General features: G+C 69.6%; 8 protein-coding genes and 1 pseudogene. 4 read left to right on the top strand and 5 right to left on the bottom strand.

All coding sequences use genetic code 11. The features are described from left to right. Positions 1-23: 23 nt before the first annotated feature. From BIV25_RS53065 to BIV25_RS22080, 3 genes and pseudogenes are all read right to left on the bottom strand, one after another. Positions 24-828 (bottom strand): annotated as a pseudogene (locus tag BIV25_RS53065) (multicopper oxidase domain-containing protein); the annotation flags it as partial. 139 nt (positions 829-967) lie between these two features. Beyond that, positions 968-1,360, bottom strand: coding sequence for a hypothetical protein (locus BIV25_RS49455; RefSeq protein WP_143076687.1), 393 nt, complete (start codon positions 1,358-1,360; stop codon positions 968-970). Positions 1,361-1,502: 142 nt separating this feature from the next. Beyond that, on the bottom strand, positions 1,503-3,032 hold the full coding sequence (locus tag BIV25_RS22080; RefSeq protein ID WP_071374110.1) for a UDP-N-acetylglucosamine 1-carboxyvinyltransferase: 1,530 nt from the start codon (positions 3,030-3,032) through the stop codon (positions 1,503-1,505). 370 nt (positions 3,033-3,402) lie between these two features. Between BIV25_RS22080 and acnA the strand changes: the two genes are divergently transcribed. Then, positions 3,403-6,117 (top strand): aconitate hydratase AcnA, encoded by a 2,715-nt coding sequence (acnA, locus tag BIV25_RS22075; RefSeq protein WP_071374109.1) that lies wholly within the window; start codon positions 3,403-3,405, stop codon positions 6,115-6,117. A gap of 825 nt (positions 6,118-6,942) precedes the next feature. Here the strand turns inward: acnA and BIV25_RS22070 are convergent. Continuing rightward, the gene (locus tag BIV25_RS22070) at positions 6,943-9,603 is read right to left on the bottom strand and encodes a SpoIIE family protein phosphatase/ATP-binding protein (RefSeq protein WP_107486251.1); all 2,661 of its coding nucleotides are present in this window, start codon (positions 9,601-9,603) and stop codon (positions 6,943-6,945) included. 365 nt (positions 9,604-9,968) lie between these two features. Next, positions 9,969-13,772 carry a GH92 family glycosyl hydrolase gene (locus BIV25_RS22065; RefSeq protein ID WP_177235372.1) on the bottom strand — a complete coding sequence of 1,268 codons (3,804 nt, stop codon included), beginning with the start codon at positions 13,770-13,772 and terminating at the stop codon, positions 9,969-9,971. 352 nt (positions 13,773-14,124) lie between these two features. On the opposite strand from BIV25_RS22065, the gene ngcE reads away from it, so the two are divergent. From ngcE to BIV25_RS22050, 3 genes are read left to right on the top strand one after another with little or no spacing between them, the layout of a single operon-like run. Continuing rightward, positions 14,125-15,570 (top strand): N-acetylglucosamine/diacetylchitobiose ABC transporter substrate-binding protein, encoded by a 1,446-nt coding sequence (gene ngcE, locus BIV25_RS22060; protein WP_071374108.1) that lies wholly within the window; start codon positions 14,125-14,127, stop codon positions 15,568-15,570. Positions 15,571-15,598: 28 nt separating this feature from the next. Then, positions 15,599-16,525 carry a carbohydrate ABC transporter permease gene (locus tag BIV25_RS22055; protein WP_071374107.1) on the top strand — a complete coding sequence of 309 codons (927 nt, stop codon included), beginning with the start codon at positions 15,599-15,601 and terminating at the stop codon, positions 16,523-16,525. 3 nt (positions 16,526-16,528) lie between these two features. After that, positions 16,529-17,452: a carbohydrate ABC transporter permease gene (locus tag BIV25_RS22050; protein WP_071374106.1), complete on the top strand. Its 924-nt coding sequence runs from the start codon at positions 16,529-16,531 to the stop codon at positions 17,450-17,452. Positions 17,453-17,755: the final 303 nt, after the last annotated feature.

Here is a 17,755-nt window from a genome sequence, read left to right as displayed (position 1 = left end):
GGCAGGCGGGCGGGCGGCCCGGGTCAGCCCTGGTAGGCCGGCAGCGCCGTCATTCCGGCCTCGCCGTGGTAGGCGTTGTGGCAGTGCAGCGCGCGGGCCGTTCGTGCCGAGCTGGTAGGTGTGGGCGTGCAGGTGCATCGGATGCCACATGGTGGTGGTGTCGACGAAGTCCAGCCGGACCCGCTCGCCCCGCCGGAACCGGTGCGGACCACGGCCATGCCGTCGGCGTTCCTGCCCTCGGTGAGGGGGCCAGGACGTCGTACCGCTCGCCCATGCCGACGAGCAGGGCGTCCGCCTGCTGGTGCCGGACCGGGAAGCCGTCGGTGTGGGTGACGGTCAGCCTGTGCCGGGACGCGGCCGTTGACCAGGTGGCAGGGGTACGCGACGTCGCCTGCGTCCCCGCCGGGCAACTCGCTCCCGGCGCCCATGAGCATGAACGTCGTCGGCATGCCGCCGGAACCCGACGACGAGGCGCTCGCCCTGCCCGAACGGCCGCCGCTCATGCTCATGCCGCCCATGCCGTGCCTGAGCTTCGGGGGGTGCCGGTGACACCGTCGCCCCACTCGTCGTACAGGCCCCGGTCGGGCTGCACGCCGAGGTGCCCGGGTGTAGGCCGATGCCGTGCCAGTGGACGGACGTCGTGGTGTTGTCCGGCAGCTGGTCGGAGAGCTCGGCGGCGAGGGTGTCGCCGGCCGTCAGGGTGAGGTGCTGCACCGTGCCGGTGCTCTTGCGTTTCCTGTCGGTGGCGGCGACCACCTCGCCGCCGGGGCCGACCAGGGAGGTGGTGCCGTGGGAGCTGCCGCACGCGGCGAGCGCGCATGCGGCAGCGGGCCGCGGGGCGGCGGGCCCAGGGGTGTCGTTTGGATCACCCCGGCGTCGCGGGGTCCGGCACGCACTCCCCCAGAGGGGGGACCCCAGCGGGAGGGGCCCGATGACCCTGCTCGGGTCGGCCGGACCGCACTGCGCATCACGGCCGGCCTGATCCGAACGACACCCTCTGGACCAGCGGTCGGGACCGGACGGAGAGGTCCGGCGGCGCGCGGTGCGAGACTCCGGACGGGCTGCGCCCGTCGCGGACGCCGGGCGCGGGAGTGCCCTGGACGGTGTGGGCCAGGGCGGACGGCGGCGCGAGCAGCCGCGGCGTGCCCACGTCCCCGGACGAGCAGTGCTGCATGGCGGGGCCGGAGCAGGCACCGCCACCGCCATGGTCCATGGCCGGGCCGGCCGCCCGAACGGCCTCGTGGTGTCCGGCCCGAGCGGTCGCGCGTCCCGACGCCGCGAGCAGCGCCACGCCGGCGGCCCACGTCCAGCACGGTGCGCCGCCGCGGGGGCTGATCCGCCGGTACGTCGCCGCTGTCATCGCCTTCCGCATCCGCATCGCCTGCCGGGATCGTCCCTGTACCGCGGAGGGGTACCGTGCCGACGGCGAAGCCCTCCTCCCTTCCGGCCTCGCGTTCATGCAGGGCGGGAAGGGAGGAGGGCGGCAGTCTTTCGTCAGGTGCTCAGATGTCCCGGAAGATCTCGATCTGCGCCCCCACGGAGTTCAGCCGCTCCGCGAGATCCTCGTAACCCCGGTTGATGACATACACGTTGCGCAGCACCGACGTGCCCTCCGCCGCCATCATGGCCAGCAGGACGACCACGGCGGGGCGCAGGGCCGGCGGGCACATCATCTCGGCGGCGCGCCAGCGGGTCGGGCCCTCGACCAGGACCCGGTGCGGGTCGAGGAGCTGGAGGCGGCCGCCGAGGCGGTTGAGGTCGGTGAGGTAGATCGCACGGTTGTCGTAGACCCAGTCGTGGATGAGGGTCTGGCCCTGCGCGGTCGCCGCGATCGCCGCGAAGAACGGGACGTTGTCGATGTTCAGACCCGGGAAGGGCATCGGGTGGATCTTGTCGATCGGGGCTTCGAGTTTGGAGGGGCGGACCGTGAGGTCGACCAGGCGCGTACGGCCGTTGTCCGCGCAGTACTCGGGGCTGCGGTCGTGGTCGAGGCCCATCTCCTCCAGGACCGCCAGCTCGATCTCCAGGAACTCGATGGGGACCCGGCGCACCGTCAGCTCCGACTCCGTCACGACGGCGGCGGCCAGCAGGCTCATCGCCTCGACCGGGTCCTCGGAGGGGGAGTAGTCCACGTCGACGTCGATGTTCGGCACGCCGTGCACGGTCAGCGTCGTCGTGCCGATGCCCTCGACCTTGACGCCGAGCGTCTCCAGGAAGAAGCACAGGTCCTGGACCATGTAGTTGGAGGAGGCGTTGCGGATGACGGTCACGCCGTCGTGCCGGGCGGCGGCCAGCAGCGCGTTCTCGGTCACGGTGTCGCCGCGCTCGGTCAGCACGATCGGACGGTCGGGGCGGACCCTGCGGTCGACCCGCGCGTGGTACTGCCCCTCGGTGGCCGCGATGTCCAGACCGAACCGGCGCAGCGCGATCATGTGCGGCTCGATGGTCCGCGTGCCGAGGTCGCAGCCGCCGGCGTACGGCAGCTTGAAGGCGTCCATGCGGTGCAGCAGCGGGCCGAGGAACATGATGATCGAGCGGGTGCGCACGGCCGCCTCGGCGTCGATCGCCGCCATCTCCAGCTCGGCCGGCGGCACCAGTTCGAGGTCGACGCCGTCGTTGATCCAGCGGGTGCGCACGCCGATGGAGTTCAGCACCTCCAGGAGGCGGTACACCTCCTCGATGCGGGCCACGCGGCGCAGCACCGTGCGCCCCTTGTTGAGCAGCGAGGCGCACAGCAGGGCCACGCAGGCGTTCTTGCTCGTCTTCACGTCGATGGCACCGGACAGCCGGCGGCCGCCGACGACACGCAGATGCATCGGACCGGCGTACCCCAGCGACACGATCTCGCTGTCCAGCGCCTCACCGATGCGCGCGATCATCTCAAGGCTGATGTTCTGGTTGCCCCGCTCGATGCGGTTGACCGCGCTCTGGCTGGTGCCGAGCGCCTCCGCGAGCTGCGTCTGTGTCCAGCCACGGTGTTGCCGGGCGTCACGGATGAGCTTGCCGATGCGTACGAGGTAGTCGTCTGACATGAGGCTGAGGCTATCTCAGATATGAGATGGCGCCCGCCAGGGGGGTCCATTCGGGTGATGTCGCGTCAATGACCAGTGATTTTACGGGTGATGCAACCGTCTGGGTGATTTGTCCGTTAGTCGTGGTTGGTTGTGAATGCGGGGAACATCTGGTTCGTGCCGCCGGGAAGCGGCAGGGCTCGGCCCGACCCGGCATGACCATCCGGCGGCCATGTACTAGAGTTATCTCGACATCGAGATATCTGCCAGGCGCACCGCACCCCGCCCACCCGCTAAGGGTTACCTAACTTAGCCTTACCTTAGCGGATCGGTCAGACCGGCGTGGCGGCACGATGACGGTGGTACGCGCACATCAATGAAGGAGACTGTCGTGTCGGCGAACAGCTTCGACGCCCGCAGCACGCTGCAGGTGGGCGACGAGTCGTACGAGATCTTCCGGCTGGACAAGGTGGAAGGCTCGGCCCGCCTTCCGTACAGCCTGAAGGTGCTGCTGGAGAACCTGCTCCGCACCGAGGACGGCGCGAACATCACCGCCGACCACATCCGTGCCCTCGGCGGCTGGGACTCGCAGGCCCAGCCCAGCCAGGAGATCCAGTTCACGCCGGCCCGCGTGATCATGCAGGACTTCACCGGCGTCCCGTGCGTCGTGGACCTCGCGACCATGCGTGAGGCCGTGAAGGAGCTGGGCGGCGACCCGGCGAAGATCAACCCGCTGGCTCCGGCCGAGCTGGTCATCGACCACTCCGTCATCGCCGACAAGTTCGGCACCAACGACGCCTTCAAGCAGAACGTCGAGCTGGAGTACGGCCGCAACAAGGAGCGCTACCAGTTCCTGCGCTGGGGCCAGACCGCTTTCGACGAGTTCAAGGTCGTCCCGCCGGGCACCGGCATCGTCCACCAGGTGAACATCGAGCACCTGGCCCGGACCGTCATGGTCCGTAACGGTCAGGCCTACCCCGACACCCTGGTCGGCACCGACTCGCACACCACCATGGTCAACGGCCTCGGCGTCCTCGGCTGGGGCGTCGGCGGCATCGAGGCCGAGGCCGCCATGCTCGGCCAGCCGGTCTCCATGCTCATCCCGCGCGTCGTCGGCTTCAAGCTGACCGGTGAGCTGAAGCCGGGCACGACCGCCACCGACCTCGTGCTCACCATCACCGAGATGCTCCGCAAGCACGGTGTGGTCGGCAAGTTCGTCGAGTTCTACGGCGAGGGCGTCGCCGCCACCTCCCTGGCCAACCGCGCCACCATCGGCAACATGTCGCCGGAGTTCGGCTCCACCGCCGCGATCTTCCCGATCGACGGCGAGACCCTGAACTACCTGCGCCTGACCGGCCGCAGCGACCAGCAGGTCGCGCTCGTCGAGGCGTACGCCAAGGAGCAGGGCCTCTGGCTCGACCCGGCGGCCGAGCCCGACTTCTCCGAGAAGCTGGAGCTGGACCTCTCCACGGTCGTCCCGTCGATCGCCGGTCCGAAGCGTCCGCAGGACCGCATCGTCCTCGCGAACGCCGCCCAGCAGTTCGCGCTCGACGTCCGCAACTACGTGGACACCGCCGACGAGGCGGGCAAGGAGTCCTTCCCGGCCTCCGACGCCCCGGCGTCCGTCAACGGCGTCCCGTCCAACCCGGTCACCGTGACCGCCCCCGACGGCACGTCGTACGAGATCGACCACGGCGCGGTCACCGTCGCGGCCATCACCTCCTGCACCAACACCTCGAACCCGTACGTCATGGTCGCCGCCGCGCTCGTGGCCAAGAAGGCGGTCGAGAAGGGCCTGACCCGCAAGCCCTGGGTCAAGACCACCCTCGCCCCGGGCTCCAAGGTCGTCACCGACTACTTCGAGAAGGCGGGCCTGACCCCGTACCTCGACAAGGTCGGCTTCAACCTGGTCGGTTACGGCTGCACCACCTGCATCGGCAACTCCGGCCCGCTGCCGGAGGAGGTCTCCAAGGCCGTCAACGACCACGACCTCGCGGTCACCTCGGTTCTCTCCGGCAACCGGAACTTCGAGGGCCGGATCAACCCCGACGTCAAGATGAACTACCTGGCCTCCCCGCCGCTGGTCGTCGCGTACGCCCTGGCGGGCTCCATGAAGGTGGACATCACCAAGGACGCCCTCGGCACCGACCAGGACGGCAAGCCGGTCTACCTGTCGGACATCTGGCCGACCGAGGCCGAGGTCAACGACGTCGTCGCCAACGCGATCGGCGAGGACATGTTCAACAAGTCCTACTCCGACGTCTTCGCCGGCGACGCCCAGTGGCAGTCCCTCCCGGTCCCGACCGGCAACACCTTCGAGTGGGACACCGAGTCCACCTACGTGCGCAAGCCCCCGTACTTCGAGGGCATGGGCATGGAGCCGGCTCCGGTCGAGGACATCGCGGGCGCCCGCGTCCTCGCCAAGCTCGGCGACTCGGTCACCACCGACCACATCTCGCCCGCCGGTGCCATCAAGGCCGACACCCCGGCCGGCCAGTACCTCACCGAGCACGGTGTGGAGCGTCGTGACTTCAACTCCTACGGCTCCCGCCGAGGCAACCACGAGGTCATGATCCGCGGCACGTTCGCCAACATCCGCCTGCGCAACCAGATCGCGCCGGGCACCGAGGGCGGCTACACCCGCGACTTCACCCAGGCCGACGCGCCGGTGTCGTTCATCTACGACGCCTCGCGCAACTACATCGAGCAGGGCATCCCGCTGGTCGTCCTGGCCGGCAAGGAGTACGGCTCCGGCTCGTCCCGCGACTGGGCCGCCAAGGGCACCGCGCTCCTCGGCGTCAAGGCCGTCATCGCCGAGTCGTACGAGCGCATCCACCGCTCGAACCTCATCGGCATGGGCGTCCTGCCGCTCCAGTTCCCGGAGGGCCAGTCCGCCGAGTCCCTCGGCCTGACCGGTGAGGAGACCTTCTCCTTCGCCGGCGTCACCGAGCTGAACAACGGCACCACGCCGCGCACGGTCAAGGTCACCACCGACACGGGCGTCGAGTTCGACGCGGTCGTCCGCATCGACACCCCCGGTGAGGCCGACTACTACCGCAACGGCGGCATCATGCAGTACGTGCTGCGCAACCTGATCCGCAAGTAGGCGGCAGCGCAGGGCGGTTGAGGGCCGCCTCCCCGGTGACGGGGAGGCGGCCCTTCGCCGTACCCGGGTCAGGTCATCACCGACCCTCAGGCTGAACACAGGGTTCCCCCAGCGAACCGGAACAGAATCCCGGAGATGAGCCCACGGCCGAGGGGCCGCTCGCTGCGTACCCGCCTCCTGCTCCTCGTCACCACCACCCTCGCCGGCGTCTGCGCCGTCCTCGCCCTCACCGCCGTCCCCGCCCAACGCGCCTTCCTCATGGGCGCGTTGGACGACCGGGTCGGTGCCGCCGCAGCGGCCGGCGCCGCCCGCCACCCGGCCCGCCCCGCCGGCCTCGCCTTCCTCGGCACCGGCGGCCACCCGGACGGACTGCTCGCCGCCCGCTTCGACACCGGCGGTGTCGTCCTGGCCGCCGAGGTCGTCCGCGCGGACGACGGCCCGCGCCCGCTCGGCGCCGCCCAGCGCGCCGCGCTCACCGGTGTGCCCGACGACGGCTCGGCCCACACCCGCACCGTCCCCGGGCTCGGCACCTACCGCGTCACCGCCCTCGACGCCGACGGCGTTCGAGTCCTGGCCGGCCTGCCCCAGGACGACGTACGGCACACCCTCGGCCGGCTCGTGCGCATCGAGGCCGCGGCCGCCGGTACCGTCCTCCTCCTCGCGAGCGCCGGCTGCGCCCTCGCCGTCCGCCGCCGGCTGCACCCGCTCGGCGATCGCGGCCGCCCACCGGGGCCGCCTCGACGTCCGCAGCGAGCCGGGCCGCACCGAGTTCCGCATCGAGCTCCCCGCCGCGCGGCAGCCCCGCCGGACCGGCCCCGCGGCGGGCTACGGCAGCGCCTGCTCCGCCCAGATCACCTTGCCCTGAGGGCTGTACCGGACACCCCAGCGCTCGGTCATCTGCGACACCAGGAACAGCCCTCGCCCGCCCTCGTCGGTCGTCGCGGCGTACCGCAGATGCGGGGAGGTGTTGCTCCCGTCGGACACCTCGCAGATCAGCGCCCGGTCGCGGATCAGCCGCAGCCCGATCGGATCGGATCCGTAGCGGATGGCGTTGGTGACCAGCTCGCTCAGCACGAGTTCCGTGGCGAAGCCCAGCTCGGCGAGGCCCCACTCCTCCATCTTCTCGGCCACGGCCAGGCGCATGTCCGACACGGCGGCCGGATCGCGGGGCACGTCCCACTCGGCCACCTGGTCGGGCGCCAGCGCCCGGGTGCGCGCGACGAGCACCGCGACGTCGTCCGTGGGCCGCCCGGGCAGCAGCTCGTCCAGCACCGCCTGGCACATCTCGTCCGGCGAGCGGTCCGGGTGGCGGGCCAGCGACTGCCGCAGCAGCTCCATGCCCACGTCCAGGTCGCGGGTGCGGTCCTCGATCAGACCGTCGGTGTAGAGCACCAGCCGGGTGTCCTCGGCCAGCTCCAGCTCGGCCGTCTGGAACGGCATGCCCCCGATGCCGAGCGGGGGTCCGGCCGGCAGATCGGCGAAGGTGACGCTGCCGTCGGGGTGGACCAGCGCCGGTGCCAGATGCCCCGCCCGTGCCATGGTGCAGCGGCGTGTCACCGGGTCGTAGATCGCGTACAGACAGGTCGCGCCGGTGATCTCCCCGGTCGCCTCGGCACTGGCCTCGTCCTGGTCGATCCGGCCGACGAGGTCGTCGAGATGGCTCAGCAGCTCGTCGGGCGGCAGATCGAGGGTGGAGAAGTTGTGCACCGCGGTGCGCAGCCGTCCCATGGTTGCGGCCGCGTGCAGACCGTGGCCGACGACGTCGCCGACGACCAGCGCCACCCGGCCGCCCGGCAGGGGGATCACGTCGAACCAGTCACCGCTCACCCCGGACTGCGCGGGCAGGTAGCGGTAGCCGACGTCGAGCGCGCTCTGCTCGGGCAGCGCGCGCGGCAGCAGGCTGCGCTGCAGGGTGACCGCCAGCGCGTGCTCGCGGGCGTAGCGGCGGGCGTTGTCGATGCTGACCGCGGCGCGCGCCACCAGCTCCTCGGCCAGCGACACGTCCTCCTCGTCGAAGGGGTCCCGCTTGGCCCGGTAGAAGTTCGCCATGCCGAGGACGACACCGCGGGCGCGGATCGGGGCGACGATCAGCGACTGGATGCCGTACTCCAGGACCGCGCGCGTGCGCTCGGGATCCTGGGCCTGCCAGTCCGGTGCGGCGGACAGGTCGGCCACCAGCTCGGAGCGGCCGCTGCCGTACCCCCGGGCCTGGGGCGTGACCGGCAGGAAATCGATGAGCCGGTCCTTCTCGTAGAGCGGGTGGTCGTCCCGGATCCCGCGCATGGCGATGCGCCGCAGGTCCGTCGCGGTGGCGGCCGGCTCGTCGCCGTACAGCACGGCGTCGGCCAGGTCCACGGTGACGAAGTCGGCGAACCGCGGCACGGCGACCCGCGCCAGCTCGTCCGCGGTACTCCCCACGTCGAGGGTGGTGCCGATGCCCACACCGGCGTCGTAGAGCAGCTTGAGCCGCTCCCGGGCGACCTCCGCCCGGCCGGACAGGGCCTGGAGCTCGGTGGTGTCGCGCAGGGTCACCACGGTGCCCCCAGGGCCTCCGGCGCTGTCGGTGGGGCGCTGGTTGACCGCCAGCAGCCGATCCCCGGCGAAGAGCACCTCGTCGGTGGCCTCGCGCCGCGAGACGAGCAGCTCCACGACGTCCGGATCGAGGTCCGGCAGCCGGGCCGGGTGCCGCCCCTCGACCTCGGCGGGCAGGTCCAGCAGCCGCTTGGCCTCGTCGTTGACCAGCAGCAGCCGGCCGTCGGCACCGACGATGAGCACGCCTTCGCGCACGGAGTGCAGCACCGTGTCGTGGTGCTCGTACATGCGGGTCATCTCGTCCGGGGCCAGGCTGTGGGTCTGCCGCCGCAGGCGCCTGCCCACCAGGGCCGTGCCCCCGGTCGACGCCACGAGCGCTCCGGCTCCCGCCGCCAGGATGATCGGCAGCTGCCGGTCCACCGCGTTGGTGATGTTCTTGACCTTCAGCCCGGCGGAGACGAGGGCGACCACCTTGCCCTGGGCGTCGTCGACCGGAACGGTCGCCTGCTCCTCGTGGCCGAGCGGGCCGTGGACGCTCTCGGTGTAGACCTTGCCGGCCAGCGACGGCGCGATCTGGCCCACGAACCGCTTCCCGATCTTGCTGGGCAGCGGGTGTGTGTAGCGGATGCCGTGCGTGTTCATGACGACGATGAAGTCGACGCCTGCGGCCTTGCGCGTCCTCTCGGTGATCGGCTGGAGGATTTTGGACGGATCGGGCGTCCGCAGCGCCTGAAGGAGGCCGGGGGAGTGGGCGAACGTCTGCGCCACGGCGACGGAGCGGCGCCTGGCCTCGGCCCCGGTGTCCCGTTGCGACTGGAGGAACAGGGCAAGGACTCCGCAGATGACGAGTACCACGACCAGCGCCACTTGCAGGACCATGACCTGCCCGGCGACGCTCCGCGGGCTCTTGCCGATCACAGAGCGCCAGGAGAGACGCCCGAATCGCTCAGGCATGTCCGACATGCGGCCTTTGTAGCACTCATGTTCGTCGGGTGGCTATGGCTGGTCCGTGAGCCGGACAGCTCTGGGCGGACCCGGTGCTCAGGATGCACCGGGTCCGCGAGCCGGGCGGGTGAGGGGGGTGGGTGTGTCCGCCCGGATGGTGTCGGCCTACGGCGACAACGTTGTCTGGGTCCGTCCCTGACTTTACCGGCCCGAGCGCGAAGGGCGTCAACCCGCTTGAGGTAGCTCGACCGGGTGATCCGGGGCGCGTCGGCCCCGGCGTGCGCGGTCCTCCGTGGTACGGGTGGCGCACAGCGCTGTCCCTGCGTCGTGTGCGCCCGGTGGTGCGCCACCCGACCGTAGGAGGAGGGGCCGCGTCAGGCCAGCAGCTCCACCTCCGCCAGTGTCGACGCACGGTCCAGCACCAGCCGGTACTTCGCGTACGTGCCCGGCGTCGCGATGGTGAACGCGCGTGTCTGGCGGTCCCAGGGGAACGCCTCGGCGGAGCGGTGGTCCAGGGTCTGCCACGTGGTGCCGTCGGCCGAGCCCTGGAGGGTCCAGCCGGTCGGCGCCTTCGTGTGGTCGGCCGGGGACGTCAGGGTGTACTGGACGGGCTTGACCGCGTGGTCGACCGGGAGGTCCACCGAGGTGACCGTGGCCTCGGTCGCCGACGTGTTGTCGAACAGCGGTCCGTCGCCCTTCAGCACGTCCGCCCGGGGCACCGGTGCCTTGTCGCCCTGGGTCAGGGAGACCGGCCCCGCGTTCTCGCCCGTGCCCCACGCCGACGGCCGGGCGCCCATGGAGAACACGAGCTCGCCGCCCCTGGACAGCATCGAGTGGGGGAGCGAAGTGGAGTTCCAGGGGCGGCCGTTGAAGGTCACGCCCTGGATGTAGACGTTCTTCGCGCTGTTCCCCGGCGCCTTGATCACCAGGTCCCGGCCGTTCTCCAGGTGCACGGTGACCTGCTTGAACAGCGGGGAGCCGATGGAGTAGTCACCGCTGCCGGGCACCAGGGGGTAGAAGCCGAGCGCCGAGAAGAGGTACCAGCCCGACTGCTCGCCGTTGTCCTCGTCGCCGTGGTATCCCTGCCCGATCTCGCTGCCGAGGTAGAGCCGGGAGAGGATCTCGCGGACCGCCGCCTGGGTCTTCCAGGGCTGCCCGGCCGCGTCGTACAGGTACGGGATGTGGTGCGCGGGCTGGTTGGACTGCCCGAGCATGCCCATGCGGACGTCGCGCGCCTCGGTCATCTCGTGGATGACACCGCCGTAGGACCCGGCGAACTCGGGGGAAGCCGTCTCCGGGGTCGAGAAGAACGTGTCCAGCTTGGTCGCGAGGCCCTGCCGGCCGCCGTACAGATCGGCCAGGCCACGGGTGTCCTGCGGGACGGTGAAGGCCATGCCCCAGCCGTTGGTCTCCGTGTAGTCGTAGCCCCACACGCGCGGGTCGTACGCCGACGGGGCCAGCCGCCGGTTCCCCTGGTCGTCCCGGCCCTGGAAGAAGCCCACCTCGGGGTCGAACAGGTTCACGTAGTCGCGGGCCCGGTTGAGGAAGTACTCCGACTCCTCCTTGTAGTGCTTCTGGCCCGTCTTCCTGTAGAGCGCCTCGCCCATCCGCGCGATGCCGTAGTCGTTGATGTACCCCTCCATCGCCCACGACAGGCCCTCGGTGGTGGAGGTGCTGGTGTAGCCGAGGAACGGCGAGGTGGCCATGCCCTTGCGGCCCACGCCCGACATCGGCGGGACGACGGTCGCGTTCTTCAGGGCCGCCTGGTACGCCGCCTCCGCGTCGAAGCGCACGCCCTTGACGTAGGCGTCGGCGAACGCCACGTCCGAGGAGGTGCCGGTCATCAGGTCGGCGTAGCCGGGCGAGGACCAGCGGGAGGTCCAGCCGCCGTCCTTGTACTGCTGCACGAACCCGTCGATCATCGCCCCCGCCTGAGTGGGCGTCAGGAAGGAGTACGCCGGCCACGTGGTCCGATAGGTGTCCCAGAAGCCGTTGTTGACGTACACCTGGCCGTCGACGATCTTCGCGCCGGTGTGCGTCGGGGTGTCCTGGCCCTGCATGGGGGAGAAGGGGGAGGCGTACTGGTCCTTCCCGTTCACCTTCTCGAAGCCCGAGTTGGGGTACAGGTACAGCCGGTACATGCTGGAGTACAGCGTGGTCAGCTGGTCCGGGGTCGCCCCCCGCACCTCGACCTTGCCGAGCAGCTTGTCCCAGGTGCGCTGGGCCCGGGCCTTCACCGTGTCGAAGGAGGTGCCGTCCGGGATCTCCTGGCGCAGGTTGTCCTTGGCCTGGTCGACGCTGATCAGCGAGGTCGCCAGGCGCAGGGTGACCGTGTGGTCCGCGCCCGCGTCGAACCGCAGATAGCCCTTCACCCCGCTCGAACCGCCGTCCGTCACCGGCTTGTCGAACGTGCCGTACACGAACAGCCGGGTCGCCCCCGTCGACAGGCCGGACTTCACGTCCGAGTAGCCGGTGACGGTCCCGTGCTCCTGGTCGAGGGTCAGGCCGGCCTGCTCGGTGACGTTGTCGAAGAGCACGCTCGCGTCGTCGCCGGGGTAGGTGAAGCGCAGCGCCGCCGCATGGTCGGTCGGGGTCATCTCGGCCTTGAGGCCGTTCTCGAACCGGACCCCGTAGTAGTACGGCCGCGCGGTCTCGTTCTCGTGCCGGAAGGGCAGTTGGCGCGCCTCGCGCCCGGTGTCCGGGGTGCCGGCCGCGGCCGACGGCATCAGCTGGAAGGTCTGCCGGTCGCCCATCCACGGGCTCGGCTCATGGCTTGCGCTGAACGCCTGGATCGTCGGCAGGTTGTCGTCGTTGTTCGCGCGCGCGTACTCGTACAGCCAGCTCAGCGAGGACGCGTTCGTCACCGGCGTCCAGAAGTTGAAGCCGTGCGGCAGCGCGGTCGCGGGGAAGTCGTTGCCGCGTGAGAAGCTGCCGCTGGAGTCGGTGCCGCGGGTGGTCAGCACGTAGTCCGACAGATGTGCCTGCGGCTTGACGGGCGCGACCGGCTTCAGCGCCACGTCGTCGATCCAGCCCCGGAACTTCGCCGGCCCGGCGGGGGAGTCGTACCCGACGAGGATCCGGTCGACCGTCTTGCCGGCCGCGACCGAGCCGATCCGCGAGAGCACGTTGTTCCACTGGTTGACGAACAGCGCCTTGGACGCGCCCTGCCCGCGCGGCGACAGCGGGAACCCGTGCTGGTCGAGTGCGCCCAGGTCGCTCAGGTACGTCCCGTCGGTGAAGGCCAGGTCCAGGGAGACGTTCGTGGCGTCGTAGTCCCGGTCACCGTCCGCCATCGACGGGAAGATACGGTACGACAGCTGGGTGTCGGCGCCGACCTTCACATGCACGCCGAAGACCTTGTTGTACGAGTACGCCCGGCCCGGTGCCGTGTGCCGTCCGGCGTAGCGCAGTGCCCTCTTTCCGGTGAACCCGGCGCGTGCCCTGGCCGTCGGCGAGGCGGTGGGGCCGTGGTCGACCAGGGTCTGCATGTCCTCGGGGACGGGGCCGCCGGAGCCGCCGGTGGAGAACTGGACGTCGGCGAGCTGGAGGATGTCGGGGGCGCCGGCGTTCTTCGTGATCTCCAGCCGGAAGTGCTGGTACTCGGCCGGCTGGGCCAGGTCGTACGACCTGGTCTGGAGCCGCTCGGAGAAGGTCTCGCCGGAGCGGGTGTCGACCGGCTTCCAGTCCTTGCCGTCCGTGGAGCCGAGCAGCGTCCAGTCCCTCGGGTCGCGCTCGGCGTGGTCGTTGGCCGAGGTGAGCGCGTACGTCACCAGCTTGACGGGCTTGTCGAGGTCGAACTCCGCCCAGCCGGTGGGCTGGAACGTCAGCCACTTGGTCCCGGGGTCGCCGTCGACCAGGTTCTCCTTCACCTCGCCGGCGCCCGTGTTCTCGCCGCTCGCCCGGACGTCGGTGACATGGTCCGTCACATTGCCCGGGATGCCAGTGCTGTAGCCGCCGTCGACACCTGAGGCGCGCTTGCTGCCGTCGGGCGCGGTGTCCACGGTGTCGATCCAGTCGGGCGCCGGATCTCCCGCCTCGAACGAGGAGGCGAACTCACCCCCGGCGGCCGGTGCCCTGGCGGGCAGGGCGACCGCCGCGCCCTGTGCGCCGACGGCCATGACAAAGGCGGCCGTGAGGACGGCCGCCGGAGCCCATCTGTGCCGAGTTCTCCGCTGCATCTACGGATTCCCCTCCTGCGCCCTCTGTCGGACAACGTTGTCAAGCTCCGGGGCGCAGGATCCAGTAGGGCGTCAAGTGGCCGTTGATGTCAAGGGTGTTGGGTGTGGCATTCAGGGACTTATGCCGCGAATTTTTCCGCCATCGGTCCGCGGGAGGCTCGTATTTCCGCGAGGTCTCAACTCGGAAAAGACCCTTGGTGAACCGTGCATTCGATCTTGCTACCGTGGCGGGAAGTGGACTATACCTGTCGGCACTTCCAGCGTGACCCTGCACCACCCAGCTTGACCCGACAGCGGTGCCGGGGAGGATCCGGTTCACCGCCTGAGTCCTGGAGAAGGCGAGGACTTGAGCATGGGATCCACCTCGAACAACAGTGCCGAAGGCGTCGGCCGGCGCGATCTGATCAAGCGGTCCGCCGCGCTCGGCCTGGTCGCGGCCCCGGGTATGGGACTGCTGTCCGCCTGTGCGAGCAGCGGTGGAGGCGGTCAGAAGAAGGACAAGGCGGGGAAGAAGACCGCCAAGAACCCGCTGGGCGTCAACGACAGCGCCCAGATGGAATTCGTCCTCTTCGACGGCGGCTTCGGCAAGGAGTATGCCCAGGACGCGGTGAAGATCTATCAGCAGGACTTTCCCAAGGCGCATGTGAAGTTCTCCGCCACCCAGAAGATCCAGTCCACGCTCCAGCCCCGCTTCAACCAGGGCAACCCGCCGGACCTCATCGACAACTCCGGCGCCGAGCAGATGGACATGGGCGTCCTGGTCGGCAAGAACCAGCTGTCCGACCTCACCCCGCTGCTGGACGCGCCGTCGTACGACGACCCGAACAAGAAGGTCCGCGACACGCTGCGCCCCGGCATCGTGGAGATGGGCCAGTTCGACGGCAAGCCGGTGTGGATCTTCTACTACGCCTACACGGTGTACGGCGTCTGGTACTCGCAGAAGGCCCTGAACTCGCTGGACGCGGAGTACCCGAAGACCTGGGACGAGATGCTCGCGGTCTGCGAGAAGGCCAAGAAGAAGGGCATGGCGGGCTGGACGTACGCGGGCAAGTACCCGTACTACATCCCCTTCTCGCTCTACCCGATGATCGGCAAGGTCGGCGGGCGTGAGGTGCTCGACGCCATCGACAACCTGGAGCCGAACGCCTGGAAGCACCCGGCCGTCAAGGCCTGTTTCGAGGCGTACTACGAGCTCTACAAGAAGGGCTACATCCTCAAGGGCACCCCGGGCCTGGACCACATCCAGTCGCAGACCGCCTGGGCCAAGGGCGAGGCGCTCTTCATCCCGAACGGCTCCTGGGTGGAGAACGAGTCGGCGAACGTCATCCCGAAGGACTTCGACCTCGCCGTCTCCGCGCCCTCCGGCATCGACAGCGGCGACAAGCTGCCGTTCGGCACCATCTGGGCCTCCGGCGGTGAGCCGTTCATCGTGCCGGCCAAGGCGGCGAACCCCGAGGGCGGCATGGAGCAGCTGCGCATCATGCTCTCCGAGGCCTCGTCGAAGAACTTCACCAGCAAGGTGAAGTCGCTGACGGCCTACAACGGCGGCACCACCGGCATCACGCTCACACCGGGCCTCAAATCGGGTGTGGCGGCGCTTCAGCTGGCCGGATCCAACGTGGTGAATCCGCGTCTTCAGGACTGGTACGTGCAGCTCCAGAAGGAGAAGATCGGAGTGTCCGGCCTCGGCGAGATGATGGCCGGCCGGCTCACCCCGGCCGAGGCCATCAAGAAGATCCAGGGATTCGCCGACGAAGCGGCCAAGGACACCACCATCAAGCACTACAAGCACCAGTAAACAGCACCCTGACCGCACCGGAGTGGCGATGCAGCACGGCAAGTACCGGTTCATCGTGGGGTTTTTGGCATTGCCCCTGGGACTGTACGCGCTCTTCGTGGTGTGGCCGTTCATCCAGTCCATCTACTATTCGTTCACGGACTGGACCGGCCTGAGCCCCGAATTCAAGATGGTCGGCTTCGACAACTACACGAGGATGGTCCACGACGACATCTTCTGGAAGTCGCTGGAGCACAGTCTGCTGTTCGCCCTGGTGCTGCCACTGGTGACGATCAGTCTGGCGCTGTTCTTCGCCTTCATGATCAATGTGGGCGGACGGCGGAGGAAGGGCGGCCCCGCGATCTCCGGGGTGCGGGGCTCGTCCTTCTACAAAATCGTCTACTTCTTCCCGCAGGTGCTGTCCATCGCGATCGTCGCGCTGCTGTTCGCCTTCGCGTACAACCCGGACAGCGGCGCGATCAACTCGGTCCTGCGGGGCATCGGCCTCGGCAGCGTCCAGCCGCTGTGGCTGGGCGATCCGAGCCTCGCGCTGTGGTGCGTGATGGCCGTGCTCGTCTGGTCCACGGTCGGCTTCTTCGTGGTCCTGTTCTCGGCGGGCATGGCCTCCATCCCCACCGAGCTGTACGAGTCGGCGCTGCTCGACGGCGCCGGCCGGGCCGCCACCTTCTTCCGGATCACCCTGCCGCTGCTGTGGGACACCGTGCAGTCGGGCTGGGTCTACATGGGCATCCTCGCGCTCGGCGCCGAGTCGTTCGCGGTCGTACAGATCATGACGACCGGACCGGGCGGGCCCGACTACTCGACCACGGTGCTGGTCCTGTACGTGTACCAGAAGGCGTTCCGGGACGGTCAGGCCGCCTACGCCACCACGATCGGTGTCGCCCTGCTCGTCGTCACGCTCGCCTTCGCGGCGGTCGTGATGCGGCTGGGCCGTCGCGAGCGGCTGGAGTTCTGACAGATGAAGACGACCGAGACACCCGCACCGCTGCCGGCCGAGTCCGGCGCGACCGTCTCCAAGATCGACGTACCGGTCCCGCGGCCCGCCGGGAAGAAGAGGGAGGGCGGCGTCCTCAACGTCTTCTCCCACGGCGTGCTGATCATCTGGGCGATCATGGTGGTCACACCGCTGCTGTGGGCGGTGATGACGTCCTTCAAGTCCGACAGCTCCATCTTCTCCTCGCCCTGGTCGTTGCCGGACCATCTGCACTTCGACAACTGGGCGCGGGCCTGGACCGACGCCAACATGAGCGACTACTTCCTCAACACCGTCCTGGTGGTCGGCGGTTCGCTCATCGGCACCCTGGTCCTCGGCTCCATGGCGGCCTACGTCCTCGCCCGCTTCGACTTCCCGGGCAACCGCTTCATCTACTACCTGTTCGTCGGCGGCATGAGCTTCCCGATCATGCTCGCGCTGGTCCCGCTGTTCTACGTCGTGAACAACATGGGCCTGCTGAACACGATCCACGGCCTGATCCTGGTCTACATCGCGTACTCGCTGCCGTTCACCGTCTTCTTCCTGACGGCGTTCTTCCGCACCCTGCCCACCTCGGTGGCGGAGGCGGCCTTCGTGGACGGCGCCTCGCACACGCGCACGTTCTTCCAGATCATGCTGCCCATGGCCAAGCCGGGCCTGATCAGCGTCGGCATCTTCAACTTCCTGGGCCAGTGGAACCAGTACATGCTGCCCACGGTGCTCAACACCGACCCCGACAAGAAGGTCCTCACCCAGGGTCTGGTCCAGCTGGCGGTCAGCCAGGGCTACAAGGGCGACTGGTCCGGCCTCTTCGCGGGCCTGGTCATGGCCATGCTGCCGGTGCTCGGGGCGTACATCGTCTTCCAGCGCCAGGTCGTCCAGGGCCTGACCGCGGGGGCGCTGAAGTAGGGCGGGGCCATGGGGGTCCCCCGGTTGAGCGGAGCCGAGCGTGGGGGAGTCGGCGAGTGACGACAGCGCGGCAGGGGGTGCCCCCGCTGGGGGAGTCTGTGCCGGAACCCGCGACGCCGGCATGACCCGAACGACACCCCCCAGCCAGCCCCGGACCCGGAGGAGGGTCACCCGTCGCGAGCGTCCGTGCGCACGCCGTCCCGGCTTTCGGGGCGGCGTGCGCCGCTGTGTGCGCTGCGTCTCCGAAGCCCCGGATGCGGTTCAACCTCTTGACGTGAGTCGCCCCGAACGGCTCAGCTTAGA

This window comes from Streptomyces sp. MUSC 14 (genome assembly GCF_001866675.1).
Classification (GTDB): domain Bacteria; phylum Actinomycetota; class Actinomycetes; order Streptomycetales; family Streptomycetaceae; genus Streptomyces.
This window is presented reverse-complemented; position numbering and strand designations above follow the sequence as displayed.